Consider the following 25,369-nt stretch of genomic DNA (forward strand, 5'->3'; position numbering starts at 1 on the left):
ATGCAAAAAATCGGCAAACCTATATCATTAAATTGCGCACAAAACGGCAATAATCTATCTCAGAAAACCTGTTTTCATCATTGACATGATAAAACTTGCAAACCATGTTTAATTATTTTATAAATATAAATCATTACTATTTAGTTTAAAACTAAAAACAGAAATATCATGAAACCAGAAGCTGTTGCTTGTGCGTTGGTTGCGCTGTTTTCCCAATAATCCGTATGCGTCGGACAAGCCGAACTGAAAGCCGTTACCGCCGGCCGCAAACGCGCAGCAATCAGATTTTTCCGTAAAAAATCCGTCATTAATCGGATTGTTAAACGCGAATCCTTCAAGGCCGTCTGAAACCCTCAAAGGAAATTCCATGAAACCCAAACACCCCGTTCTTGCCGCCCTCATCGCCCTTACAGCCGCCGCCCACGCGCAGCGCATCGTCGTGCTGACGCCCGATACGGCGGACATCGTCGCCGCACTCGGTTCGCTGGACGAAATCGTCGGCCGCGACCAGACCGTGCAGAATCCCGTCCTGCAAAGCAAACCCAGCATCGGCATCCACCGCCGCCTGACCGTCGAGCCCATTATCGCCGCCAAGCCCGACATCGCCATCGGTTCGTGGATGGCACAGCCTGCCGACATTTTCACCCGCCTGAAAACAGCCGGTATCAACGCCGTCAACGTCGCGCCCGACGACAGCATCGCCGCCTACCCGCAAAGCATCCGCCGCATCGGGCAGCTCATCGGCAAAAGCGCGCAGGCGGACAAAATCGCCTCGAAATGGCAGGCGGACATGAAACAGCAGCCCGCCAACGGCAAACGATACCTGTTCAGCTACGACGGCCGCATCGTCTCGGGTAAAAACACCGCCGCCGACGAAATCATCCGCCGCGCCGGCGGCATCAACGCCGCAGCCGCCATTGACGGCCTCAAGCCGATGACGCGCGAGGCATGGATAGCGGCCAAACCCGACATCATCGTCATCGCCGACCACAACACCGCCATGATAGGCAGTGCCAAAGCATTCGCCGCCCGCCCCGAAATCGCAGGCTCGCCCGCCGCGAAAAACGGCAAGATTTACCTGTGGAAGGCCAACGACATGTTCCGCTACGGATTGGATACGCCGCAGGTGGTGCGGCGTTTGAACGGGCTGGCGAAATAGGCCGCGGTTTTCAGACGACCTATGTTTCAACCCGAACACCTTATTCCCCGCCGCCGTCATTCCCGCGCAGGCGGGATTCCATCGTAAAACTTGATAACCTTTATTTGAAAAACAGTTTCTGAATTTCAAAAATGGATTCCCGCCTGCGCGGGAATGACGGTTTATAGGTTTCAGACGACCCTTCGGAGATGATGGCCGGTAAACTTCAGTTGTTTGCTTCACGGTTTGCCGTTTTAAATTTTAACTTTATTGAAACTGACGCTTTCAGACGACCTCAAAGGCCGACTGAAAGCAGAACGCCCCCGACATTGTAAACCCATGAAACTGCCCACTTTCCTCATCTGTCTCACCCTCACCGCCGCCGCCGTTTATTTCTGCTGCGGCATCGGTTTCGGTGCGTGGGAATCACCGTTTGCCATGGACGAAACCGTCCGCCAAATCCGCCTGCCGCGCATCTACACCGCGCTTTTAGTCGGCGCGGGTTTGTCCGCTTCGGGGGCGGCGTTGCAGGCCCTGTTTGAGAACCCGCTCGCCGACCCCAGCCTGATCGGCACTTCGGGCGGTGCGGCATTGGGCGTGATTGCCCTGCTGGCGGCAGGCGGCGGTGCCGTCGGCGTACCGGCGGCGGCTTTTTCCGGCGCGCTGGGCGTGTGCCTGCTGATTTTGGCGGCGCACAGGCTGTTCGGCGGCGGCACTTTGGGGCTGCTGGTATTGGGTTTTGTGTTGAGCGCGTTTTCCGGCGCGGTGGTCAGCATGATTCTGTTTCTTTCAGACGACCTAGTGTTGCGCAGTGCGACCACATGGCTTTCGGGCAGTTTGGCCGAAGCGGGTTTTACCTCGCCGTCGGCGGCGCTGGCGGTGATGCTGCCGGGCTTCCTGCTCCTGCTTTCCGCAGGCCGCCGCCTCGATGTGCTGATGACGGGTGAGGATACCGCCGCCAGCATGGGCGTGTCGGTCGGTGCACTGCGCGTGCAGACCGTTATCGGCGCGGCCTTGATGACGGGCGCGGCGGTGTCGCTAGCCGGCATCATCGGTTTTCTCGGCATGATGGTGCCCAACGTGCTCTCGCAGGCCGTCGGTGGCGGCCGCCGCAAACTCACCGCCCTGTCCGCCTGGCTGGGCGCGGTGTTTCTGATGATGGTGGACGGTGCGGCGCGCCGGTTTACCTATCCCGTCGACCTGCCCGTCGGCATCGTCATCGCCCTAATCGGCGGACCGTTTTTTATGTATTTGTTTATTAAGCCATTGAAAGGCAGTTAATGCCTGTTCAGGCCGTCTGAAAACCCATTACCCCGTATCTTTCATCACCATGCAACCCGTATTCCGAATCCGCAATCTTTCCGTCCGCATCAAAGGCAAAACCCTGCTCGAAATCGACGCGCTCGATATTCCCGCGGGCAGCACCGCCGTTATCGGCCCTAACGGCGCAGGCAAATCCACTTTGCTGAGGGCCTTAATCGGACAGGCGGGGCAAGGGGAGATTACGCTTCTGGACGAAGCCGCCGCGCCGCAAATCCGCGCAGGCAAAGCGGCGTGGGTCGGACAGCACGGCCGTTACAACATGCCCATGACCGTGCGCGAATACATCGCTCTGGCGGCGTTCGTGCAGAAAGGCCGTCTGAACCATGAATGGGCGGACGAACTTCTAAACTATTTCGATTTGGCGGCACTGGCGGAAAAACGCATCGGTTCTCTTTCCGGCGGCGAACAGCAACGCGCCAACATCATCCGCGCCCTGCTGCAAAACGCCCCCGTCCTGCTTTTGGACGAACCGTGCAACCACCTCGACATCCGCCACCAACACCGCCTGATGCAGTATCTCGTCCGCCACAAAAGCCGCGCCTCATCCGTGATGGTGCTGCACGACCTCAATCTTGCCGCCCGTTATGCCGAACATATTGTCCTGATGGATAAAGGGAAAATCATCGCTGCCGGCGATGCGGCAGCCGTCATGCGGCCGGACTTGCTCGAAGCGGTTTACGGCTGGCCGATACGCCGCTGCCAAGACGAAGAAGGGATTTATTTCAGAAGCTGAGGCCGTCTGAAAATCGGTTTCATAGTTACCCGTCGGCCCAGGCAACCTTCCGCGCTTCTTTCCTTGACCTTTCAAAATTAGTTATTTACTCTATTAGAGTGAACAATAATCGTTTTTAATTGCTTATGACCCAGCAGCTTGTTTGGACACCGCGCCAATCCGCGCCCAAAGCCTTTCCCGAACGGCAGGCGTTGATGCCGATATGGGGCGGCATACCGATTCCCCGTCCGCAGTGGCAGAACATCTGGCGGCAGAAGCTCCCTCATGCCGCCGATTCCGACGCGCTCGCCTATCTGCACATCCCCTTCTGCGCTAACCACTGCGTGTTCTGCGGCTTCTACCGCAACGCGTGGAAAGAGAGTTACAGCAGCGTTTACACCGACAAAATCATCGAAGAAATGGCGGCGGAAGCGGAAATCCGCCAAGGCAACGGCGAAATCCGCGCCGTCTATTTCGGCGGCGGCACGCCCACCGCGCTGCAAACCCAAGACCTAGCCAGACTCATCCGCGCCTGTTACCAATACCTGCCGATTGCCGACGACTGCGAGTTCACCATCGAAGGCCGCATGAGCCATTTCGACATCGAAAAAGCCCAAGCCTGCATCGAAGCGGGTGCCAACCGCATTTCCATCGGCGTGCAAACTTTCGACACCGCCATCCGCCGCCGCCTCGGCCGCAAACACGGCGGAGACGAAGCCTTTGCCTATCTGGAAAAACTGTGTGAAATCAATGCCGTCATCGTTGTCGATTTGATGTTCGGCCTGCCCAACCAAACCGACGCCGTCTGGCAAAACGACCTCGAACGCGCCACCGCCCTGCCTTTGTCCGGACTCGACACCTACGCCTTCAACCTCTATCCCATGCTACCCATCAACCGCATGGTGGAAAAAGGCGCATTTCCCGCCCCGCCCGGTTTCGACGTTCAGGCAGACCAATACGCCTACGCCGTCGAAACGCTGGCGCAAAAAGGCTGGAAGCAAGTCAGCAACAGCCATTTCGCCTATCCCGGCCGCGGCGAACGCAACCGCTACAACACCCTGGTCAAATCCAATATCCCCTGCTGGGCGTTCGGCTCCGGCGCAGGCGGCAACTTCGGCGGCTTCAGCTATCAGGTGCAGGGCGATTTGGACAGCTACCTCGCCACCCCGAAAGGCGAAAAAAACATCGCCTTCATGAGCGGTCACAGCCCGAACAAAGCCCTGCTCGGACAAGTGCAGCACGACATGGAAACAGGCCGTCTGAATCCCTCCCTGTTTGACGGCAACGCCGCCGCGCAGAAACTGATCGCCCAATGGCAGGCAATGCAACTCTTTGAAAAACAAGGTTCAGACGGCCTCATCCGCCTGAACACCAGCGGCCGCTACTGGTCGCCCACCCTCATCCGCAAACTCATGCTCACCCTCCCGACCCAAGAAAAGGATCAAACCATGCAAAAACTTTCATCCGAACAACAAATCATGTTGCGCCAATCATTGGAAAAAAATCCCGGCCAAGTGCTCGAAATGCTCGCCGCACAAAACCAATGCAGCTTTGAAGACGTCATCCGCTGCCTGCCCGAAAACTGCATCCGCCAAACCGAAGGCAGTCGCATCGTCGAAATCCTCCAAGCCGTCGCTGCTTGGAACGAAGCCGTCACCTTCATCGCCCATACCCCCGACGCCATCGTCGAAGTTACCAGCAAATTACCTAGCGGCAAAGTCGGCCGTGGCTTCTACAACTTCGACCACCCCGAAACCGACGGCGGCGTACACGGTCATATCTATTACGAAAACTGCGCCGCCATCTACCTTTTGGAACGCCCGTTTATGGGCAAAGACACCTGCTCGCTCAACTTCATCAACCGCAACGGCGGCGCCATGTTCAAAATCTTCGTCGGCCGCGACGAAGCAGGCGAACTCAAACAACACCAAATCGAAGCCATGAGAAAACTGTTTGATGCGGCTTAAACAGGTTTCAGACGACCTCTGCCCGAAACCGATAGAAATTGCCACATTCCTGCACAAACGAAATCATCTTCCGGCATCGTAAATAGCCGATGAAATTCGACAGGCTGCCTGCAAGATTGGCGTTTACCCCAAAGTAAGCTTGCGCTTACCGCCCTCTCCCTAACCCTCTCCCACGGGGAGAGGGAATTGAGGATACTGAGATTCAAGCATTTTTGGCTTCTCTGCCACTTGGAGTTTCCTTGCCAACCCATCCCCTCTCCCCGTGGGAGAGGGCTAGGGAGAGGGCAAAGCAGTCAATTCCGCGGGTAAAACCCACGCCACGGCAGTTGTTATAAAACCCGCTTTGCCTGTTTTTCAGACGACCTCAGCTCTACCGCAAAAGAAAACTGAAAAGAAGTAGCGTGGGCTATGCCCACGACAGCACAACATCAAACACAACAAGTCGTCTGAAAATCAACCAGCCTACCCCAAACCATCCAACAAAGGAGACCCCATGCAACTCATCTTCGGTGCCAACGGCCCGTCCGGCCGCGCATTCATCCGCACGCTCACCAACCCCACCGATACCGTCGCCGTCTTAAGAAGGCCGTCTGAAGACTCGTTCTTCAGCGATCATCACATTCAGACGACCGTAGCCGACGCGCTCGATGCCGACGCGCTCGACAAAGTGTTCGCACAATACCGCCCCGACAGCGTCATCAGCTTCGTCGGCGGCAAAAACGAACAAGGCATACGCAGCGACGCACTGGGCAACATCAACATCATCGCCGCCGCTCAAGCCGCCAACCCGCAAGCCCGTTTCATCCTGATTACCAGCATGGGCTGCGGCGAACAATGGGACATGATGAGCGAACCCTTCAAACAAGCCCTCGGCGAAGCCGTCCGCACCAAAACCGAAGCCGAAATCTACCTCAAACAAAGCAGCCTGAACTGGACCATCCTCCGCCCCTGCGGCCTCGCCGACGGCGACGGCAACAGCTACAACCTGACCCTGCAACCCGAAGGCATCCCAAAAAAATACATGACTCGGAACGGACTCGCCGCCGCCGTTTCCGCCATCATCCGCAACCCCGACAGCATCGGTAAGGTTTACACCATCGGCGCAGGCGGCTGACACGTTATTTCTATCGGAGCAGGCCGTCTGAAAAGTTTTCAGACGGCCTGCTTGTCCTTCATACCGCTTATCGGTTTTTAATACCGAAAATCTTTTAATTCAAGCCATATTTTTTATCCGAATAGCAAACAATTAGAATTTTCTGCGAAAATCTTTTGTAAAAGTTTCCAAGCAGTGAAACAAAATCCATCATCTTCCGTCAAATAACCAAACAATAATCAATATTATTCAAAATAATTTAACTTCGAATCACATTCAAACTGCTTCTTTTTTAATTTTCTCTGTACCCGCCAATTACGACAAACGGGTGAAACAACAAAACAATATTTTGGAGTCACTCAATGAGAAACAACCGACTGAAAACCATCGCGGCCTGCCTGAGCGTGCTCGGCCTCTGCCCTTCCCTCCTTGCCGCCGACAATGCCGACGCCTCCGCCGAAGGAGCCGCCACCCAAACCGTTACGCTCAATCCGATTACCGTAAAAGGCAAACACAAAGACGAACGCGGCAAGGACCGCGTCTATACCCGCGAAATCGTCAACCTCTACAAAGGCAAGGAAGAGGTCGAAACCTTCAAAGGCAACACTGTATCCGACCTCTTCAGCGGCCTGCCCGGAGTCTACAGCGGCGAAGCGCGCAACAGCGGCGCGCTCGACCCAAACATCCGCGGCGTACAGGGACAGGGGCGCATCCCCGTTACCATCGACGGCACCGAGCAGGCGATTACCGTCTGGCGCGGCATGTTCGGCGCAAACAACCGCAACTATGTCGATCCCAATATCATCAGCAGCGTGTATGTGGAAAAAGGTCCGTCGTTCAACCGCGAGGTCAAAAGCGGTATCGGCGGTTCGGTGGCGCTGAAAACCCTCGAAGCCGACGACATCGTGCCCGAAGGTCAGAAATACGGCGTGGAAATCAAGGCGGAAACCAGCAACAATTCCATCAAGCCGCGTAAAGCCACCTATGCCGAAAACGTGGATTACCGCACTTTGGAACATCCTGAAAATGTAGTAGGCGGATACTGGCGGTTTTATGCCGACGATTCAGACAGATTAACCCCGCGCTTCGGCGGCAAGCATAAATTTTCGGAAGACAAGGCCTACCGCATCGCCGCTGCGACCAAACAAGATAATTTCGATGCCATACTCACCTATGCCTACCGCAACAAGGGCAATTACTTTTCAGGCAAAAAAGGCGCGCACCGTTACGGCTTCTACTCCACCGACAATGCCGAGAACCTCCGCAGGCTGGAACAAGAACAGGGGATAAAGGAACTCAGCCCCGATGTCCCCATTATCGGCCTCTTCTACACGCCGGGAGGCGAGGTAGCCAATACTTCGCTGGAAACCGAATCCTGGCTGGGTAAAACCACCTTCCGCCTGCCGAACAACCAAAGCATCAAACTCGGCCTGCGCCATACGCACTCCACCTTCGGCGAGGTTATGCCATCACGCATCCTCAGCGGCGGCGGTTTCCAAGGTGATAATATCGATTCCCAAAACAAAATCGCCGAATGGCCGCAGGCATGGGTCAAGCAGCGCGCCTACAATATCGACTATTCGTGGAAACCCGAAGGCAGCCGCTGGATTGATTTGAACGCCTCGCTATGGGCCACCCGCACCCGCTCCAAAACCAATTCCTCCGGCGGTGTCCCCGGCGATATCGCTTGGATGGATATCCCTTGGGGAGAGGCTTACGATAATTGGAGGAACGGCCTGCGCCGCAACAGGCCCGGCTTAGATGAAGGCCTGCCGAATACCGACGGCCGCTTCAATACCCGCCAGGCGCAGGCACTCTATGCCACCAACAACCGCAACGGCTTCAATTTCTCCAACCGCATGAAGCTGCGCGACAATCTTGAGCTGACCGTATTGGGCGACTTTCAGAACGAAAAACTGGCAACACGCAATGAATTTGCCGATTTATACGGCGACCATTTCAAAAAGGAAATCGGTGAAGATTCGCTCTATCCCAACCCATTTCTCGACGTTATCACCTATCCGCGCAACGGTAGGCGACGCGAATACAACCTCGGCTTCAATTTCCGCTTCGAGCCGCGCCCGTGGCTGACGCTGACCGCAGGCGCGCGCTATACCAACTTCTCCCTGCAAGACGACAGTGTCAAAAAATTCTTAGACAACGGCGGTGAATTGGAAGCCCACAGAGGGCTTCGATATACCGCCGATGTCGTGGCGACGAAAAAAGATTATGAGGCCTATCAAAAAGCCGATGCCTGCATCATGTCTCCTACATGCGAACCGACACAAGACATGTTGGATGCATCTGCTAAAATCAATCCCGGAGGATCTAACGGTATACCAGTGTATGTTACTCAAGCACGTTTCGATTGGACCAAAGACCAATACGGCAATCTGAATATGGCCGACCATCCTATCTTAAGCAATCCCAAAGTGCTGACCCGTGTCGAAAACCCCATCTATAATCCGGCCGATCCCAATAGCCCGCGTTTTGTAAACAAATTCCAAAACCTTACGGCCGAAACTGCAAGTAACTACACTTATAAAAGCGCACTGACACCGGCGCAGAAGCAGCAGGCGCTGAAGCAGAAAGGCAGCGGCTGGGCGCCCGCCGCTTCGGTAACCTTCAATCTGACCGACTATGCCCGCGCCTATCTGCGCTATACCCAAACCCTGCGTTTTCCCAGCACTTTCGAGGGTACCGCAGGTGTTCCCATCAGCCCGAGGGTTAACACCACCTCGGTAAACCGCTATGGCTACCAATGGAAACCCGAACGCGGCAAGAATTTCGAGGTCGGCTATATCCACGACCTGACCGGACTGTTCCCGAAAATGCGCAAGGCCGATTTCCGCATCAACTATTTTCGCAACACCACCAAAAACATCATCGACCGCAACGACCAGCTTGAATTCGAACAATTCGACAAGCAGATACGCACCGGCGCGGAATTGTCCGCCCGCTTCGATACCGGCAAGGTGTACGGCAGCCTCGGCGTCATCCGCACCATCCGCAACGACGTCTGCGACGAGGGTGCCGCATTTACCGACAACGCACAGTCCGAAGTATTGGCACATTATGTCCAAAGCAGCGGCAGCAAGCCATTGGTACGCGCACCGACCTGCTTCCCCGGCGGGGTAGAAATCAAAGGTTACCTGTCATCCATGATGCAGCCGCGCTGGTCGGTCGATGCCGAACTGGGCGCGCGTTTCCTGAAAAACAAACTGGATGTCGGCACCCGCTTCCACTGGCACAGCGACGTATACAAAAGCCGCAAAGATTCATGGGTCGGATTCCAGCAGGCAGTCAATAGCAACTACGGTATTAATACAAATTATATCGACGGCATAGAAAACATGCGCTGGTCGGCCACGGCCGTAGTCGATGCCTATCTGCGCTACCGCATCAACAAAAACATCAGCGCCGAACTGGTGGGCACCAACCTGACCAACCGCTACTATATGGACCCGTTCAGCCGTTCCTATATGCCCGCACCGGGCAGGACGGTCAGGATAGGGATTACCGGCAAATTCTGACCATTTATTTGCCTATCGTCAGGCCGTCTGAAAAACACCGCCGCGCCAAAGCAGCCGGAAGATTTTTCAGACGGCCTTCTCCTTTTCAGACGGCCTTCTCCGCCTTTTCAAACCCATCCATTATTCCCTTTGACAAAACCGCCCTTCCCCGTACCCCGCCATTCCCTCGGACAACAAAAACCCGTCATTCCTGCACAGGCGGGAATAACGGGTGGGAAACAAAGCAGATTTATCCGTGCCGGTCGGCATTACATATTTATGCAACCGCTATAACAATTATTTTTTTAGTTATATTTGATTAACACAAAAGTTGATAGATGAAATATATTCAACAAATAAGATAATTAAAATTATTTTTATTTGCATTAGTTGTAATCAGGCGTATAGTTCATATCGCCTTCTGAGCGCATTAAAGACCGCTTATCCGAATCCGGTCCGATTGAAACGGCCTTTTGTAAATCTTCGGAAGGCATTTGTAAACACCATATTTAGGAGATTTAATCATGACACACGCTAAACTTCTGATAGCTTTGACCGCCGTGTTTGCCGCATCTTCCGCCCAAGCTCAAATCGCACCTTCTGTTTCGGGTACTCAAGCGGGGGCAACGGTTACAAACAACGGACTTCCTCGTCATATCAAATTGGGAATAGAAGGAGAAGGCAATTACAGAGGCAAGGCTGCTATCAATGTTGTTGATCCCAGCCTGAAAAATCAAGGAAAAAAGGTAGCCAATAACAATCCCACTCCGTTCGCCAAAGTAGATTCTATCGGGACCAAACCAATCATTCGAGCGCTAGCAAACGGGGTAGTCAATAAAGACAAAAACGGCGTTATCGTTGCCCGTATGTACCGTATGACTGGTGGCAGATGGAACCTTCTCAGCAAGACAGGCGTGATGCCCGACCACTCCCATTTGGGCCGTATGACTTACGGCAAAGTCGGCAATCTGGATGTGTATTTCGGCGAATGGGCGGATGTGAAAGCGGGAGCCGGTGCGGGCAATCCCGGCACCAATTATTCCGTGTTCTACAACGGCACGGGCAAAACTACCAGAATGCCGACCAGCGGCAAGGCTACCTATGCCGTTAAAGGTATCAACAATTACGTTAACCAGAATTCGCCCATCATGACCGGCACGCTGACCGCCGATTTCGGCGCTAAGAAATTGAACGGTACGATTTCCAAAACAGGTTTGAGCGTTGCGATCAACAATGCCGTTATCAATACCGCCCAGGCTTCGTTTAGCGGCGCCGCCAAAGCCAACGGCAGCATCAACGGCAGAACCCAAGGCCATTTCTACGGCAACAATGCCGCCGCACTGGCCGGGGTGGCCGATTTTAACAATCCCAAACTCAACACTGCCTTCGGCGGCACCAGACGCTAAAGCAGGCTGATTGGAAAACGATGATTATCCGTCGGGCGGAAGCCCCGCTTTCGCCCGATTCGGTTTCAGACGGCCTTTAACGAATTTTCAAAAAATATTTAGCGATACCGAAGAGGTTGATTATGAAACATACCGAACTTCTGATGATAGCGGCGGCTGTGTTTGCCGCTACCGCCGCGCAGGCACAGCCCCATTTTTTTGTATCCGGCACTCAAGCGGGCGCAACGGTTACGGACGGCAGGCAACCGCGCTATATCAGGCTCGGAACCGAATCGTCAGGCTGGTACGGAAACAGGGCCTCCGTTCATGTTACTTATTCCAATCTACTGACTTATAAAGGGAAAATGCTGTACCACACCCATAAAAATTCGACTTCGTTCGCCCGCTTCGACGAAATCGGCAAAAAACCGCTGGTGCGTCGCCTGTTCGACGGTATCGTCAACCGGGATGATAACGGCGTAACCGTTACCCGCCTTTACCGTATGTACAGCCCGATTTACAGATATGTCCCCGGCGGGGTACCCAACGATTATTCCAACCTGGGCCGTATATCTTTTGCCAGGGTCGGCAACGCGGACGTGTATTTCGGCGATTGGGCGGACGTGCAGCCGGGTGCGGCGGCGGGAACGGCCGGAACCAATTATTCCGTGTTCTACAACGGTACGGGCAAAACCGCAAAAATGCCGACCGGCGGCACCGCCGTTTACTCGGTCAAAGGCATCAATCACTATGTCGACGCCAATACCGCCCTGCTGACCGGCGATTTAAAGGCGGACTTCGCTAAAAAAAGGCTGAACGGCACGATTAAACGCCCCGGCCTGAGCGTTACCGTCGACAATGCCGTTATCAACACCGCGAACGCTTCGTTCGGCGGCAGGGCTACGGCCAACGATGTAAGCGGTACGACCCGCGGCAATTTCTACGGCAACGATGCCGCCGCGCTGGCCGGTGTCGCCGAGTTCGCCCGAAATCCGAATCTCAATACTGCTTTCGGCGGTACGAAAAAATAATAATTGAAAACCCGAATGAATGTCTGCCGGCCCGCTTCAGAGGCCGTCTGAAAACCCAATCCCACCACACCAAAAGGAAAGTAATCTAAATGAAACGCCTGCTCATCCTGCCCGTTTTTCTGAGCCTGCTGCCCCACGCGTTTGCCGACGACAGGGAAGACCGCTTCATGCAGCTCAAACAGGGAACGGAACTCCGCCGCGCACAGCAGGAAAGGAACGAAGCGGACAATACGGCGATTGAGTTCGGCGCGGGAGAAGTGCAGGACGGCGAAGATTTAGCGTTGTCGCTGATGAAGGCGGTCAACGCGCAAAACGAAGAGGAAACGGCGCGGCTGTTGGACATTTACCGCCGTCAGGATGATTACGACCCCGATATAGTGCTGTTTGCCGAGGCCAATCAGGCGGTGTTCCGCGACGATTTGAAGGCCGCGCTGGCGAAATACCGCGAGCTTTACCGCAAAAATCCCGAATTTCTGCGCGGCCGCCTGGATTTGGCGCGGCTGCTGTTTATAGACAAACAAAACAAAGAATCGGCGGCATTGTTCGACGGCATCGATATTCCCGAAGTGCCCGCCGTCAATGAGAAAATCAAAGTGTTTGCCGACGCTTTGAAGAAACGCGATGCGTGGAGCGGTTCGGTTTCGTTCGGCGCGGGTTACGACACCAACTTAAACCAGTCGTCGGGCGCGACGGTTGTCCGCAATCAGACAAGCTGCGGTTTCGATTCGAACGGGCAGCCGATTCTGGACGACGCCGGAATGCTGTCCTGCCGCAACGAACGGCTTGACGCCTACGCGCCCGATGCGTTGAAAAACCGGATGTGGGTATATGAAGCCAACTTAAGCAGACGCATTTCGCTCAACGGCCACCACGGCCTGCAACTGGGCGGCTACGCATGGGGCCGGCTCTATCCCGGCAACAAGGAATACGGCGAACACAATATCAACGTCAGCCCCGCTTACAGTTTTCAGAGCAAAGACCATTCCTTCAGTATCGGCCCGCAGGTGCAATACGAATGGTCGGGCGGCAAACTGCGCGACAGCAGCGCCGGCATCAGCACGGCATACAGCCGCACCTTTTCCGACCAAGCCTCGCTGGGCGTGCAGCTCGACCACAAATACGACCGCTACCGCGGCGAATTAAAACATTTCAACGGCCCGCAGACGCTTCTGTTCACCACCGCCATCTACGCCCTGCCGAAAGACTGGCTGGTATTCGGCGGCTACGACTACCTGCGCAAAAACAGCCGCGAAAAAGTGGATTCCTACCGCCGGCACGGCCTGCGCGCAGGTGTCAACAAACGTTTTGAATCCGGCATCGACGCCACCTTTCAGGCAATCTGGCGCAAAACAGCCTATCAGGACTACCATGCCTGGCTGGAAACCCGCCGCCGTGATTTCGAACGCACCTACCAGTTGGACATCAAATTCGACCGCCCTTTCCTCCGCGGCTTCGTACCCGTCCTCACCGTAAAACACACCGACAACAAAAGCTCGTCCTGGCTGAACCGCTACAAGCGCAACGAATACATGTTTAAAGTGGAATACGGATTCTGAAGTCGTTTTTTATCGGGTTTCCTGTGAAGATTTGAATACCGGCAAACCCTTAAATTAAACACGCTTGCGGAAAGCTTATTAATTATAAAAGGCCGTCTGAAACAATTTTCAGACGGCCTTTGAATGTGTTTCCGAATCAATGCCTAAAATGGCGGACACCCGTTACTACCATGGCAATGCCGTGTTCGTCTGCCGCGTCGAAAACTTCCTGATCGCGCATCGAGCCTGCGGGGTGGATGATGGCTTTGATGCCCTGCTCGGCGATGACGTCCACGCCGTCGCGGAACGGGAAGAAGGCGTCCGAAGCAGCACACGCGCCGTTTAAGTCCAAACCTGCGTCTTGCGCTTTGCGGGCGGCGATGCGGGTGCTGTCCACGCGGCTCATTTGACCTGCGCCGATGCCGTAGGTTTGACCGCCTTTGCCGAACACGATGGCGTTGGATTTGACGTATTTCGCGACGTTCCAGACGAACAGTAAATCGTTCCACTCCTGCTCGGTCGGTTGGCGTTTGGAGACGACTTTCAAATCGGCGCGGCTGATGCGGTGGATGTCGGGCGTTTGTACCAACAGTCCGCCGCCGACGCGTTTGAGTTCGAAGCGGTTCGCGCCTACTTCTAGAGGCACTTCCAATACGCGCACGTTTTTCTTGGCGGCGGCGATTTCGAGGGCTTCGGCGGTAAACTTCGGTGCCATCAAGACTTCCATAAACTGGTTGTCGGTAATCTGTTGCACGGTTGCGCCGTCCACTTCGCGGTTGAAGGCGATGATGCCGCCGAACGCGCTGGTGGTGTCGGTGGCGTAAGCGAGTTTGTAGGCGGTCAATGTATCGGCTGCAACGGCGACGCCGCACGGATTGGCGTGTTTCACAATCACGCAGGCGGGCGCGTCGAAGGACTTAACGGCTTCCCATGCAGCATCGGCATCAGCAATGTTGTTGTACGACAATTCTTTGCCTTGGAGCTGTTTGTAGGCGGCGAGGCTGCCTGCGGCGGGGTACACATCGCGGTAGAACGCGGCGCGTTGGTGCGGATTTTCGCCGTAGCGCATGTCTTGTACTTTAATCCAACTTTGGTTGAACTGGCTGGGGAACTCGCCGATTTGGGGCGTGCCGCTCAAGACGTCGTCTGAAAGCGAGGTCAGGTAGTTGGAAATCATGCCGTCGTATTGGGCGGTGTGGCTGAACGCTTTGCGCGACAGGTTGAAACGGGTTTTGTCGCTCAACGCGCCGCCATTGGCTTCCATTTCGGCGGCAATGGCGGGGAAGTCGGCGGTGTCGGTAACGATGGCGACGTGTTTCCAGTTTTTCGCGGCGGAGCGCACCATGGTCGGGCCGCCGATGTCGATGTTTTCAATCGCGTCTTCCAATGTGCAGTTTGGTTTGGCGATGGTGGCGGCGAAAGGGTAAAGGTTGACGCAAACGAGGTCGATGTTGCCGATACCGTGCTCTTCCATCTTGGCGACGTGTTCGCCCAAATCGCGCCGCCCCAAAATACCGCCGTGGATTTTCGGATGCAGCGTTTTCACGCGGCCGTCGAGCATTTCGGGAAAACCGGTGTAGTCAGCGACTTCAATCACGGGAACGCCCGCATCGGCAAGCAGCTTCGCCGTGCCGCCGGTGGAGAGGATTTCGACACCGAGTTTGTGCAGGGTTCGGGCAAATTCGACTGCGCCGTTTTTGTCGGACAGGCTGATCAGGGCGCGTTTGATGGAAGGCATGGGGATTCCTTTTTTGAAGGTTGAACCGGTGTTTTTGCAAAGATATTAATTAAATTTTCAAGGCGTCATTATCCGCTATTTTCGGCTTTTTGGCAGTAGGTTTTTGGAAAAATTGTTGACAATCCTTTGAGTAAGGCCGTCTGAAAACCGGTTTTCAGACGGCCTTATTTACCTGTTTCTTCAGAACTTTAGGCAGCAGTGCCGCTGCAAATGCCGCCGCGACGACAATCATCATCCCTGCTCCCGACACGGCGGAAATGCGTTCGCCGAGGATAACGACCGCCAATAGGATGCCGAACACCGGTTCCAGCGTGGTCAGCAGGCCGGAGAGGTTGGCGGGAACGCGGCTCATGCCTTTGTTCCACAGCCAATAGGCAAACCAACTGCAACCGACGCCGAGGTACAGCAGCGCGATGCCGCCCGGCCAGTTCCAGTTGATTTGATAGCTGTCGGCCAGCAGCAGTGAAAACGGCAGGCACATAACGGCGGAAACGGCCAGCGACATGGAGGTAAACGCCGGCGCGCCGATGTCGGCAATCAGTTTCTGCGTCGGGCGGGTGATGCTGCAAAACACGATGCCGGCGATGAAAATCATCAGGCAGCCCCGAATGCCGATATTGCCGCCGCCGTGCCCGCCGGCAATCATAACGGCGACGCCGGCAAAGGCGGCCAGCCCGCACAGCCAGTGATACCATTCGGCCCGGTCGCGGAAGAAAAAATGACCGATAAACACCATCAGCAGCGGTTCCAGCCCGATAACGGTTTCCGCGCTGGCGGCGGAGGTGTATTTCAGGCCGATGAATTGCAGCATCAGCACCACCACATAATTGAGAAACGACAGCCACAGCAGCGGCTTCCATTTGTTTTTCGGAATTTTGTCGAGATAGCGGCGGCAGACGGGCAGTACGATGAACACGGAAATCAGCAGCCGCGCCTGTACCATCAATGCCGCATCGAGCATGGTGTAGGCGAATTTGGCGGCGATAAACGAGCTGCTCCAAATCAGCAGCGAGAGAATCTGGTAGAACATGGTTTCCCTTTATTTCATTGCCTTTTCCAACCGTTCCGCCGCCGCCACCGCACCGGTCAGGCAAAGGCACAGCGGCATCAGCAGCGCGACGGGCGCGCGGGTCAATTCCAGCACGAACACGACGGCGGTCAGCGGCATTTTCAGCGACACGCCCAGAAACACCGCCGCGCCGACCACGGCCGCGCTTTCAGACGGCATAGCGGGTAAAAAAGCATTCCACAACGCCGCACTTGCGAAGGAAAGCGTGCTGCCGAGCATCATCGAAGGCGTAATCAGCCCGCCGTATGCGCCGGCCGCCAGCGCCAGCAACACCGCCAGCCATTTCAGCACCGCCAGTTGCAGGCTGTCCTGCCAGCCGATTAGGCCGCCGAACACCAGTTGGTTGCCCGCTTTGCCGTTGCCCAGAATATCGGGGCTGTACATCGCCAGCAGGCCGACGGCGGCGAACGCCGCTACCGCCAGCGGCACAATGCGCCGGTCGCCGCGCGCCAGCAGCGGAAACGGGGCGGCCGTGCGCCGGAACAGCACCGCCGCCGCGCCCAACAACGGCCCGGCCGCCGCCGACCACCACAGCAGCGGCCGGTCAATCTGCAAGCCGACGCTGTATTGCTGCATGTCGCCCAGCCCCATTCTGGACACTGCGGTTGCCAGCACCGAACAGAACAGCGCCGCCGTTACCGCCTGCCGCGTCCACACGCCGAGCATTGTTTCCAAAATAAACAGCGTGGCGGCCAGCGGCACGTTATACACCGCCGCCAAGCCCGCGCCGGAAGCGCAGGCAATCAACAGCCGCGCGCCGTCCTCGTCCAAACCGAGCCGCCTGACCCACAACGAGGCGAACGCCGCCGTCATTTCGCGCGGCGCCACTTCCCGCCCCAACGGCGAACCCAGTCCGACGGTTACGATTTGCAACAGCGCATGGCCGACGGTGGCGGCAAACGGCAACCCTTCCAGCGGTTTGGCCAACGAAGCCTTGATACCGACCAGCGGTTTGCCGTACCGCTTCAGCAGCCACCAGCCGCCGCCCGCGGCAACGCCGCACGAGAGCAGCGCGTAAAACCGCCGCAGCGGGGCGGCCGCCTCCACGCCTTCGCGGAACGACTGATGTCCGCCGTCCAAAGCATAACCGTAGGCGTGATGTTGCACGAAATGCAGCAATTCCGTCAGCACGATGCCGACCAGCCCGCCGGTTATGCCTACCATCGTCAGCGCAAGCCACAGTTTGGTTCGGTTGTTCATTGAAAATCCTTTGACGCCCCGCCCGCATGTATCCGGCCGCAAAAAGCAATCAGGCCGTCTGAAACGGTCGGTTTTCAGACGGCCTGTCGTGTCTTTTTTAATTTTCCAGCAACCCGTGCTGCACCAGTTTCTTCCGCAGCGTGTTGCGGTTCAACCCCAATACGGCGGCGGCTTTCGACTGGTTGCCGCCGCATTCCTCCATAACGCAGCCGAGCAGCGGTTTTTCGACTTGGTTGAGCACCATTTCATAAACCGCGCACGGCGTTTCCCCGTTCAAATCCTTAAAGTATTGCTTCAGGTTCTGTTCGATACATTGCGCGATGTCTATTTTTTGTTTCATTTTATCTTCCCTTTCCAAAATCGATTGCCATATCCGTTTTCAGACGGCCTCAGCTTCCGCTCATCACTTTCACGCCCAACAATGCCAGCGCGCCGCCGCAAACCCTGTCTATCCAGTGGCCGAAACGCGAAAACCGCCTGCTCACGGCGGGAACGGACAGCATCAGCGCCACCAGTGCGAACCAGATAAAAATCATCAGCGTCATCCACGCGCCGTAAACCGCCATCTGCCACATCGGGGTCGCAGGCGACAGCACCACGGTAAACAGCGACAGCATATACACCACCGCCTTCGGGTTCAGCACGTTGCACAACACGCCGCGCCACACGGTTTTGCCAACCGGTTCGCGCGCGGCTTTCTCCGCTTTGATTTCCAACACACCGCCGCCGGCTTTGGCGCGGATGCCCTTATAGCCGATATAGACCAGATACAGGCCGCCGATGATTTTGACCGCCGTCAGCAGCGGCGCGGACTGCGCGACCAGCGTAACCAGTCCGAATACCGAATAAACGATGTGCACGCCGAAACCGAGCGCGATACCCAGCGCGGTCAGCAGCCCCGCCGCTCTGCCGCGGCCCAGCGACTGCTGCGAAACCAACACGAAATCGGGGCCGGGCGACATGCAGGCGAGGAAATGCACGCCGGTGATAATCCAAAAACCATGCCAAAAGTCCATTGCGTTTCCTTTCCGACCCGTCTCCGCAGAAACAGCGTTTTCAGACGGCCTCAGCGGTAGCCGCACGCCCAAGCGTCGGTCAGTTCGGGCAGCCTGTCCAGATAGGCGGCCACCGCGTCATATTGCGCCGCCGCGTCGTCCAGACGGTTGATTTCCCGACGCGCCGCTTCGCCTTCGGGCATGGAATCCAGATACCAGCCTATGTGTTTGCGCGCAATCCTCGCTCCGGCGGCGGCACCGTAAAAATCGTACATGGCGCGGACGTGCGCCAACACGGTTTCGCCGCACTCCCGCAGGCTCAGGGCTTCGGGCAGCACGCCGTGTCGGGCGTAATGGGCCAAATCGCGGAAAAGCCACGGCCGGCCCTGTGCGCCGCGCCCTATCATCACGCCGTCGGCACCGGTTTGCCGCAATACGGCGGCGGCTTTCTGCGGCGAAGTGATGTCGCCGTTGACCCAGACGGGGATATTCAGACGGCCTTTGGCTTCGGCGATTAATTCGTAACTCGCTTCGCCCCTGTACATCTGGGTGCGCGTGCGGCCGTGGATGGCGATGGCGGCGATGCCCGACTCTTCGGCGATGCGGGCGATGGTGAGGATGTTTTTATGGTCGTCGTGCCAGCCCAGACGGGTTTTGAGGGTAACGGGAACGCCCGCCGCGCCGACGACGGCTTCAAGTATGGCGGCCACCAGCGGTTCGTTTTGCATCAGCGCGCTGCCCGCTTGGACGTTGCAGACTTTTTTGGCGGGGCAGCCCATATTGATGTCGATAAGCTGCGCGCCGAGGGCGACGTTGTATACGGCCGCTTCCGCCATCTGCCGCGGGTCGCTGCCCGCAATCTGCACCGCCGCCACTCCTTCTTCGCCGCCGAAATCGCTGCGGTGCAGGGTTTTGGCGGTGTTTCTGAACGCAGGGTCGCTGTGCAGCATTTCGCCGACCGCCCAGCCTGCGCCGAACGCGCGGCACAGTCTGCGGAACGGCTTGTCGGTAATGCCCGCCATCGGCGCGAGCGCGATGGGGGTGTCGATTGTGTATGCGCCGATTTGCATGGAAGTTCCGCCGCCGGTAAAAGGATGGAAATTGTACAATTTTTAAGCAGGTTTTCCAACGCCTTTTACACCGCCGTCCGGCATTTCTTTTCGGCGCCTGCAAAGAAACAGGCCGTCTGAAACCGACCGAAACGGCGTTTCAGACGGCCTCCTGCCGCCAAGGATACCCGATTCAGACAAACAGCGTCATCAGCGCCTGCACCGCTATCTGAACCGCCGCCACCATCGGCATGATGAGTTTGCCGAGCAGACCGGTGAACAACAGAATCAGGATAATCCATGTACCGTAAGGCTCGATTTTGCGAAACTGCATAGACTGCTTGGCGGGCAGGAAGGTATCGATGATGATGCCGCCGTCCCACGGCAGAATCGGAATCAGGTTGAGCGCGAACAGGACGGCGTTAATCAGGATGCCGTAACCGGCCATCTGCACCAGCGGCGACTGGAAGTTTTCGGGCACATAGATTGCCGATACGATGACCAGTCCCCAGAAAAACGCCATCAGCAGGTTGGCCAGCGGTCCCGATACGGCAATCCAGCGCCATGCGCGGCGCGGGTCGCGGAAATTGCGCGAGTCGATGGGAATCGGCCGCGCCCAGCCGAACAGGAACGGCGCCGACAGCATCAGGCAAAACAGCGGCACGAGCACCGTACCTATCGGGTCGATATGCGGCAGCGGGTTGAGCGTCAGCCGCCCGTATTGTTCGGCGGTGTGGTCGCCCCAACGGCGGGCGGTATAGCCGCGCACGACTTCGCGCACGGTAAGCGCCAGCAGCACCGGCAGCACCGCCAGTAAAAATACACCTAAATCAAAGTTGCGAAACATGGTTTTCCTTAAAAAGGCCGTCTGAAAAACAAAACAAGGCGACAGCATATCAGAGGATGAAACGGTTTGTCGAAAATCCTTGTGCGGATTTTGCCGCCGGCCGCTCCGAAAGGCCGCCGAAAAGCCGAAAGGCCGTCTGAAAACCCCGTTTCAGACGGCCTTTGCCCGTTTGGCCCCTACTCAGGCTTTTTCGCCAGCATGGTAACGAATTTGAACTGAATCGGGTTGCCCGCCTCGTCGCGCGCATGCATCGAGCCGAGTTCTTCCTTGTATTCGACCAGTTGCCAATCCTGATAATAGCCGCGCAGTTCGCCTTCGCCGAATTTGAACGGGAACGGCATCGGGCAGGGGAAATCCGCGGTGTCCACCGCCGACACAATCAGATTGTAACCGCCCGGATTGGTATGCGCCTGCATGTCGGCGATAATCTGCGGCACAGACTGCGGCCGGAGGAACATAAACACCACCGTCGCCACGATATAGTCGAAATCGTCCTGCAAATGCGCCGCGTTCAAATCATATTCGAACGCCCGCACCGGCAAGCCTTCCGCCCGCGCCAGCTCCGCCACGTTCTGCACCGCGTGCGGATTGTTGTCGACGGCGGTTACGTCAAAACCTTTCAAGGCGAGAAACAGCGCGTTCCTGCCCTGACCGCAGCCCATGTCCAACGCCTTGCCCGCAGGCACGATGCCTTCCGCCGCACGCACGGCGGAATGGGTGGCGCTCATGCCGTATTTTTTGCTGAAATAATCGTCCGCCGTGCAGTAAAACTCAAGCTGCATTTCCAAATCGTCGCTCAGCGGTTCGATTTTGTGCCACTGCTGCGGCGCTATCATCCACGCGCCGCCTTCGGGCGACAGTTCGTATTCTTCCTGCACCGCGCCCTTTTCGTCCAATTCGTAAAATTTCAGACGGCCCTTCGTTACCGTAATGTGCCCCCAAGTACCCTCGGCGGTATTGTGTTTCGACAAAAACGTTTCCGGCACCGTGTCTTTCGTCCATTTCGGCATCTGCTTGTAAAGGTACAACTCCTGTCGGCCCATATGTTTCTCCTTTCGTCCAAAGAACATTCATATTATAGGCGTGTCCGGCGGGACGCAATATTTCAGACGGCCCGTATGTTATGATGACGCCTGCGCAACCACGGGAAAAAACATGGACAAAACCGTTTACCTCTACACCGACGGCGCCTGCAAAGGCAATCCGGGCGCGGGCGGCTGGGGCGTTTTGCTGCGTTACGGCACGCATGAAAAAGAACTGTTCGGCGGCGAAGCGGAAACCACCAACAACCGCATGGAGCTGACCGCCGTCATCGAAGGGCTGAAAAGCCTGAAACGCCGCTGCACGGTGGAAATCTGCACCGATTCGCAATACGTCAAAAACGGCATGGAAAGCTGGATACACGGCTGGAAGAAAAACGGCTGGAAAACCGCCGCCAAACAACCCGTCAAAAACGACGACTTATGGAAGGAGCTGGACAACCTGGTCCGGCAGCACGACGTCCGCTGGACATGGGTCAAAGGCCATGCCGGACATCCGGAAAACGAAAAAGCGGACGTATTGGCCAACCAAGGGGCGGCGCAGTTTTTATGACCCGTCTGCGATTCCAAACGGGCCTTTTGTCCGAAAACCGCGTCAAAGGCCGTCTGAAAACGCCGCCGACATTCCGCCCTTGCCCGATGCGAAAGAATTAAGATGATTCGGACGGTCTTTTGGCTTAGAATAGGCCGGTTCCAAACACCCTCGGAAAAACCGATGACTTGCCCCATCTGCCAAGCGCAAAACGAACACATCCTGCTGCAAACCGCCAACCTGCGCGTCATCGCCGTGCACGACGAAGCCGGCGCGCCCGCCTTCTGCCGCGTCATCTGGCGGCGCCATGTCGCGGAAATGACCGACCTCTCCGCCGCCGAACGCGCGGAAATCATGGAAACGGTGTATAAAGTCGAAGCCGCAATGCGCCGCGTGTTCCGTCCCGCCAAAATCAACCTCGCCAGCTTGGGCAACGTCGTCCCCCACCTGCACTGGCACGTCATCGCCCGCTTCGAAAACGACGCCAACTTCCCCGCCCCGATTTGGGCGCCCGCGGTACGCAGGCACGAAATGTCCCTGCCCGACGACTGGCCAGAGCAAATCAAAGCGTTACTGGTATAACTTTCAGACGGCCTCAAGGCTTCGTCATTATCAAACAAAAGGAAAAACAATGGACTGGAATCCTTCACGCCGCCGTTTTCTGCGCGCCTCCGCCGCCGTGGCAGGCGCGGGGCTGCTTCAGGCCTGCGGCACCGGCTCGACTTCCCAACCCGCGGCAACGAACAATCCTCAGAAAGCCAAACCCGTGCAACCCATCAGCTCATCCACCGTCCACCACGGCGACAACGTATTGCGCGTGGTCGCCCCTTCCGGTTTCGCCGAAGACATCAACCGCGTCAACATCGGCCTGACGCGCCTGTATAACGCAGGCTTTACCGTAACCAACCAAGAAGCCGGTTCGCGCCGCTACCAGCGTTTCGCCGGCACCGACGCGCAACGCATCGCCGACTTCCAAGACGTCGCCACCGGCCGCGTCAAAACGCCGAAAGTATTGATGGGGCTGCGCGGCGGCTACGGTGCGGCGCGCATCCTGCCGCACATCGACTTCGCCTCGCTCGGCGCAAGGATGCGCGAACGCGGCACGCTGTTTTTCGGTTTCAGCGACGTCTGCGCCGTCCAGCTCGCCCTGCTCGCCAAAGGCAACGTCTCCAGCTTCGCCGGCCCGATGGTGTACAGCGAGTTCGGCAAACCGCAGCCCAGCACCTATACGATGGATTCGTTCATCCGCGGCTCGACCTCCGCCGGCAACACCGTCGACGTCCCCGTCATCCAGCGCAGCGACGTCAATGCGGAAGGCACATTCTGGGGCGGCAACCTCAGCGTACTGGCTTCTTTGGCAGGTTCGCCCTACATGCCCGACATCCAGGGCGGCATCCTGTTTATCGAAGACGTGGGCGAACAGCCCTACCGCATCGAGCGTATGCTCAACACGCTGTATCTGGCGGGGATTCTGCAAAAACAGCGCGCCATCGTCTTCGGCGATTTCCGCATGGGTACCATCCGCGACATTTACGACTCCAGCTACGATTTCCCGTCGGTCGTCAGCCAAATCCAGCGCACCATCCGCGTGCCCGTGCTGACCGGCTTCCCGTTCGGCCATATCGCCAACAAATCCACCTTCCCGCTGGGCGCGCACGCCAAAATCCGCAGTTCGGGCAACGGCGGCTACTCGGTAACGTTCAGCGGCTATCCCACCCTCAACGCCGCCACGCTGAACCTGAACTCCCTGCTCCCGCCGCCCGTTACCTTCGGCAATTACGTTCCCGTCGGAAACGGAACAACGGAAGAAGTGCTGGAATAAGCCAACCGTCCGCAACACAAACCGGAGGCCGTCTGAAAACCGTTTCAGACGGCCTCCGTGCGATCCGAAGCACGTTCCGGCCGCAAAATCCTTTATAATCCGTTTTTACTCCGGTTGACGGAAACCATTAAAAAACAAAACCATCATGCTTAAATTCACCTTACACAACAAAGACGGCCACGCCCGCCGCGGTACATTGGAACTCAACCACGGCAGCATCGAAACCCCCGTATTCATGCCCGTCGGCACCTACGGCTCGGTCAAAGCCATGACCCCGCAAAACCTGCACGACATCAACGCCCAAATCATCCTCGGCAACACCTATCATTTATGGCTGCGCCCCGGCCTCGAAGTCATCGAACAGTTCGGCGGCCTGCACGACTTTATCGGCTGGAACAAACCGATTTTGACCGACTCCGGCGGTTTCCAAGTGTTTTCGCTATCCGACATGCGCAAACTCACCGAAGAAGGCTGCACCTTCAAAAGCCCGATTAACGGCGACAAACTCTTCCTCTCGCCCGAAATCTCCATGAAAATCCAAACCGTGCTCAACTCCGACATCGCCATGCAGCTCGACGAATGCACCCCCGGCGAAGCCACGCGCGAGCAGGCCGAAAAATCGCTGCAAATGAGCCTGCACTGGGCGGAACGCAGCAAAAAAGTCTTTGAAGATTTGAACAACCCCAATGCCCTGTTCGGCATCGTGCAGGGCGCAATGTACGAAGACCTGCGCGAACAGTCCCTGCGCGGGCTGGAACAACTCGACTTCCCCGGCCTCGCCATCGGCGGCTTGTCCGTCGGCGAACCCAAGCCCGAAATGTACCGTATGCTGCGCACCGTCGGCCCCATACTGCCCGAACACAAACCGCATTACCTGATGGGCGTCGGCACACCGGAAGACTTGGTGTACGGCGTGGCGCACGGCGTGGACATGTTCGACTGCGTCATGCCCACCCGCAACGCCCGCAACGGCTGGCTGTTCACCCGTTTCGGCGACATCAAAATCAAAAACGCCAAGCACAAACACGACACCCGACCGCTCGACAAATCCTGCACCTGCTACGCCTGCCAAAACTTCAGCCGCGCCTACCTGCACCACCTGCACCGCGCCGGCGAAATTTTGGGCGCGCAGTTGAACACCATCCACAACCTGCATTTCTACCAAACCATCATGGCCGAAATGCGCGAAGCCATCGAACAGGGCAAATTCGCCGACTGGCAGGCACAGTTCCACGAACACCGCGCACGCGGCGCGGATTGAGAACAAAATAAAGCTCGAGGCCGTCTGAAAAACCTGTTTTCAGACGGCCTCAATATGTCATGTACACTGCCGTATCGCCGAGCTTTCCGCAATTTGCAGAAACCCCGCCAGACTCCAACA

At 56.8% G+C, this 25,369-nt stretch carries 22 protein-coding genes; 13 read left to right on the forward strand and 9 right to left on the reverse strand.

Going from position 1 to position 25,369, the window contains the following annotated elements; genetic code table 11:
• Positions 1–117: 117 nt before the first annotated feature.
• Complete coding sequence (locus tag ACI43T_RS05480) at positions 118–369, reverse strand: hypothetical protein (RefSeq protein ID WP_377082090.1); 252 nt, start codon at positions 367–369, stop codon at positions 118–120.
• Between ACI43T_RS05480 and ACI43T_RS05485 the strand changes: the two genes are divergently transcribed.
• The 9 genes from ACI43T_RS05485 (at position 368) to ACI43T_RS05525 (ending at position 13,717) form a co-directional block, all read left to right on the forward strand.
• Entirely contained in the window at positions 368–1,159 is a 792-nt protein-coding gene (locus tag ACI43T_RS05485; RefSeq protein ID WP_377082092.1) for a heme/hemin ABC transporter substrate-binding protein, read from the forward strand. The two genes, ACI43T_RS05480 and ACI43T_RS05485, sit on opposite strands and share 2 nt — an antisense overlap.
• Before the next feature lie 318 nt (positions 1,160–1,477).
• Positions 1,478–2,419: a FecCD family ABC transporter permease gene (locus ACI43T_RS05490; protein ID WP_405385762.1), complete on the forward strand. Its 942-nt coding sequence runs from the start codon at positions 1,478–1,480 to the stop codon at positions 2,417–2,419.
• Positions 2,420–2,468: 49 nt separating this feature from the next.
• A complete protein-coding gene (locus ACI43T_RS05495) occupies positions 2,469–3,194 on the forward strand; it encodes an ABC transporter ATP-binding protein (RefSeq protein ID WP_405385763.1) in 726 nt (241 codons plus the stop codon).
• A gap of 125 nt (positions 3,195–3,319) precedes the next feature.
• On the forward strand, positions 3,320–5,140 hold the full coding sequence (gene hutW, locus ACI43T_RS05500) for a heme anaerobic degradation radical SAM methyltransferase ChuW/HutW (protein WP_405385764.1): 1,821 nt from the start codon (positions 3,320–3,322) through the stop codon (positions 5,138–5,140).
• Between the two features lie 493 nt (positions 5,141–5,633).
• Positions 5,634–6,254 carry an NAD(P)H-binding protein gene (locus ACI43T_RS05505; RefSeq protein WP_405385765.1) on the forward strand — a complete coding sequence of 207 codons (621 nt, stop codon included), beginning with the start codon at positions 5,634–5,636 and terminating at the stop codon, positions 6,252–6,254.
• Between the two features lie 341 nt (positions 6,255–6,595).
• Positions 6,596–9,766, forward strand: a complete 3,171-nt coding sequence (locus ACI43T_RS05510; protein ID WP_405385766.1) for a TonB-dependent receptor domain-containing protein — start codon at positions 6,596–6,598, stop codon at positions 9,764–9,766.
• 503 nt (positions 9,767–10,269) lie between these two features.
• Complete coding sequence (locus ACI43T_RS05515) at positions 10,270–11,151, forward strand: Slam-dependent surface lipoprotein (RefSeq protein ID WP_405385767.1); 882 nt, start codon at positions 10,270–10,272, stop codon at positions 11,149–11,151.
• A 122-nt stretch (positions 11,152–11,273) separates the two neighbouring features.
• Positions 11,274–12,161 carry a Slam-dependent surface lipoprotein gene (locus ACI43T_RS05520; RefSeq protein ID WP_405385768.1) on the forward strand — a complete coding sequence of 296 codons (888 nt, stop codon included), beginning with the start codon at positions 11,274–11,276 and terminating at the stop codon, positions 12,159–12,161.
• Positions 12,162–12,250: 89 nt separating this feature from the next.
• Positions 12,251–13,717 (forward strand): surface lipoprotein assembly modifier, encoded by a 1,467-nt coding sequence (locus tag ACI43T_RS05525; protein WP_405385769.1) that lies wholly within the window; start codon positions 12,251–12,253, stop codon positions 13,715–13,717.
• A gap of 136 nt (positions 13,718–13,853) precedes the next feature.
• On the opposite strand, the gene purH is transcribed toward ACI43T_RS05525, so the two are convergent.
• The 8 genes from purH to tehB all read right to left on the reverse strand — a co-directional run bounded on the left by purH (position 13,854) and on the right by tehB (position 21,637).
• Entirely contained in the window at positions 13,854–15,434 is a 1,581-nt protein-coding gene (gene purH, locus ACI43T_RS05530) for a bifunctional phosphoribosylaminoimidazolecarboxamide formyltransferase/IMP cyclohydrolase (RefSeq protein WP_405385771.1), read from the reverse strand.
• Positions 15,435–15,588: 154 nt separating this feature from the next.
• Positions 15,589–16,464 (reverse strand): DMT family transporter, encoded by an 876-nt coding sequence (locus ACI43T_RS05535; protein ID WP_405385773.1) that lies wholly within the window; start codon positions 16,462–16,464, stop codon positions 15,589–15,591.
• Between the two features lie 9 nt (positions 16,465–16,473).
• The gene (locus ACI43T_RS05540; RefSeq protein WP_405385775.1) at positions 16,474–17,703 is read right to left on the reverse strand and encodes a chloride channel protein; all 1,230 of its coding nucleotides are present in this window, start codon (positions 17,701–17,703) and stop codon (positions 16,474–16,476) included.
• A gap of 97 nt (positions 17,704–17,800) precedes the next feature.
• Positions 17,801–18,043 (reverse strand): Fis family transcriptional regulator, encoded by a 243-nt coding sequence (locus ACI43T_RS05545; RefSeq protein WP_009173990.1) that lies wholly within the window; start codon positions 18,041–18,043, stop codon positions 17,801–17,803.
• 49 nt (positions 18,044–18,092) lie between these two features.
• Positions 18,093–18,719, reverse strand: a complete 627-nt coding sequence (locus tag ACI43T_RS05550) for a LysE family transporter (RefSeq protein ID WP_405385776.1) — start codon at positions 18,717–18,719, stop codon at positions 18,093–18,095.
• A 50-nt stretch (positions 18,720–18,769) separates the two neighbouring features.
• On the reverse strand, positions 18,770–19,768 hold the full coding sequence (dusB, locus tag ACI43T_RS05555) for a tRNA dihydrouridine synthase DusB (RefSeq protein ID WP_405385777.1): 999 nt from the start codon (positions 19,766–19,768) through the stop codon (positions 18,770–18,772).
• 172 nt (positions 19,769–19,940) lie between these two features.
• Positions 19,941–20,594 (reverse strand): site-2 protease family protein, encoded by a 654-nt coding sequence (locus ACI43T_RS05560; protein ID WP_009173993.1) that lies wholly within the window; start codon positions 20,592–20,594, stop codon positions 19,941–19,943.
• Between the two features lie 176 nt (positions 20,595–20,770).
• Complete coding sequence (gene tehB, locus ACI43T_RS05565) at positions 20,771–21,637, reverse strand: SAM-dependent methyltransferase TehB (RefSeq protein ID WP_405385778.1); 867 nt, start codon at positions 21,635–21,637, stop codon at positions 20,771–20,773.
• Positions 21,638–21,749: 112 nt separating this feature from the next.
• On the opposite strand from tehB, the gene rnhA reads away from it, so the two are divergent.
• The 4 genes from rnhA (at position 21,750) to tgt (ending at position 25,249) form a co-directional block, all read left to right on the forward strand.
• A complete protein-coding gene (gene rnhA / locus ACI43T_RS05570; RefSeq protein WP_009173995.1) occupies positions 21,750–22,187 on the forward strand; it encodes a ribonuclease HI in 438 nt (145 codons plus the stop codon).
• 162 nt (positions 22,188–22,349) lie between these two features.
• On the forward strand, positions 22,350–22,748 hold the full coding sequence (locus ACI43T_RS05575) for an HIT family protein (RefSeq protein WP_293277725.1): 399 nt from the start codon (positions 22,350–22,352) through the stop codon (positions 22,746–22,748).
• Positions 22,749–22,797: 49 nt separating this feature from the next.
• A complete protein-coding gene (locus tag ACI43T_RS05580; protein WP_405385779.1) occupies positions 22,798–23,988 on the forward strand; it encodes an LD-carboxypeptidase in 1,191 nt (396 codons plus the stop codon).
• 145 nt (positions 23,989–24,133) lie between these two features.
• Complete coding sequence (gene tgt, locus ACI43T_RS05585) at positions 24,134–25,249, forward strand: tRNA guanosine(34) transglycosylase Tgt (RefSeq protein WP_405385780.1); 1,116 nt, start codon at positions 24,134–24,136, stop codon at positions 25,247–25,249.
• Positions 25,250–25,369: the final 120 nt, after the last annotated feature.

The organism is Neisseria oralis, from assembly GCF_045062685.1.
GTDB lineage: Bacteria > Pseudomonadota > Gammaproteobacteria > Burkholderiales > Neisseriaceae > Neisseria > Neisseria oralis.

Excerpts from the sequence above, each read along its gene's own strand:
- ACI43T_RS05535 (WP_405385773.1), bottom strand. The coding sequence starts at position 16,464 with ATGTTCTACCAGATTCTCTCGCTGCTGATTTGGAGCAGCTCGTTTATC.
- ACI43T_RS05540 (WP_405385775.1), bottom strand. The coding sequence starts at position 17,703 with ATGAACAACCGAACCAAACTGTGGCTTGCGCTGACGATGGTAGGCATA.
- ACI43T_RS05550 (WP_405385776.1), bottom strand. The coding sequence starts at position 18,719 with ATGGACTTTTGGCATGGTTTTTGGATTATCACCGGCGTGCATTTCCTC.
- tgt (WP_405385780.1), top strand. The coding sequence starts at position 24,134 with ATGCTTAAATTCACCTTACACAACAAAGACGGCCACGCCCGCCGCGGT.
- ACI43T_RS05480 (WP_377082090.1), bottom strand. The coding sequence starts at position 369 with ATGGAATTTCCTTTGAGGGTTTCAGACGGCCTTGAAGGATTCGCGTTT.
- ACI43T_RS05520 (WP_405385768.1), top strand. The coding sequence starts at position 11,274 with ATGAAACATACCGAACTTCTGATGATAGCGGCGGCTGTGTTTGCCGCT.
- ACI43T_RS05495 (WP_405385763.1), top strand. The coding sequence starts at position 2,469 with ATGCAACCCGTATTCCGAATCCGCAATCTTTCCGTCCGCATCAAAGGC.
- ACI43T_RS05575 (WP_293277725.1), top strand. The coding sequence starts at position 22,350 with ATGACTTGCCCCATCTGCCAAGCGCAAAACGAACACATCCTGCTGCAA.
- ACI43T_RS05545 (WP_009173990.1), bottom strand. The coding sequence starts at position 18,043 with ATGAAACAAAAAATAGACATCGCGCAATGTATCGAACAGAACCTGAAG.
- ACI43T_RS05510 (WP_405385766.1), top strand. The coding sequence starts at position 6,596 with ATGAGAAACAACCGACTGAAAACCATCGCGGCCTGCCTGAGCGTGCTC.
- ACI43T_RS05515 (WP_405385767.1), top strand. The coding sequence starts at position 10,270 with ATGACACACGCTAAACTTCTGATAGCTTTGACCGCCGTGTTTGCCGCA.
- purH (WP_405385771.1), bottom strand. The coding sequence starts at position 15,434 with ATGCCTTCCATCAAACGCGCCCTGATCAGCCTGTCCGACAAAAACGGC.
- ACI43T_RS05505 (WP_405385765.1), top strand. The coding sequence starts at position 5,634 with ATGCAACTCATCTTCGGTGCCAACGGCCCGTCCGGCCGCGCATTCATC.
- ACI43T_RS05525 (WP_405385769.1), top strand. The coding sequence starts at position 12,251 with ATGAAACGCCTGCTCATCCTGCCCGTTTTTCTGAGCCTGCTGCCCCAC.
- ACI43T_RS05560 (WP_009173993.1), bottom strand. The coding sequence starts at position 20,594 with ATGTTTCGCAACTTTGATTTAGGTGTATTTTTACTGGCGGTGCTGCCG.
- tehB (WP_405385778.1), bottom strand. The coding sequence starts at position 21,637 with ATGGGCCGACAGGAGTTGTACCTTTACAAGCAGATGCCGAAATGGACG.
- ACI43T_RS05490 (WP_405385762.1), top strand. The coding sequence starts at position 1,478 with ATGAAACTGCCCACTTTCCTCATCTGTCTCACCCTCACCGCCGCCGCC.
- dusB (WP_405385777.1), bottom strand. The coding sequence starts at position 19,768 with ATGCAAATCGGCGCATACACAATCGACACCCCCATCGCGCTCGCGCCG.
- rnhA (WP_009173995.1), top strand. The coding sequence starts at position 21,750 with ATGGACAAAACCGTTTACCTCTACACCGACGGCGCCTGCAAAGGCAAT.
- hutW (WP_405385764.1), top strand. The coding sequence starts at position 3,320 with ATGACCCAGCAGCTTGTTTGGACACCGCGCCAATCCGCGCCCAAAGCC.
- ACI43T_RS05580 (WP_405385779.1), top strand. The coding sequence starts at position 22,798 with ATGGACTGGAATCCTTCACGCCGCCGTTTTCTGCGCGCCTCCGCCGCC.
- ACI43T_RS05485 (WP_377082092.1), top strand. The coding sequence starts at position 368 with ATGAAACCCAAACACCCCGTTCTTGCCGCCCTCATCGCCCTTACAGCC.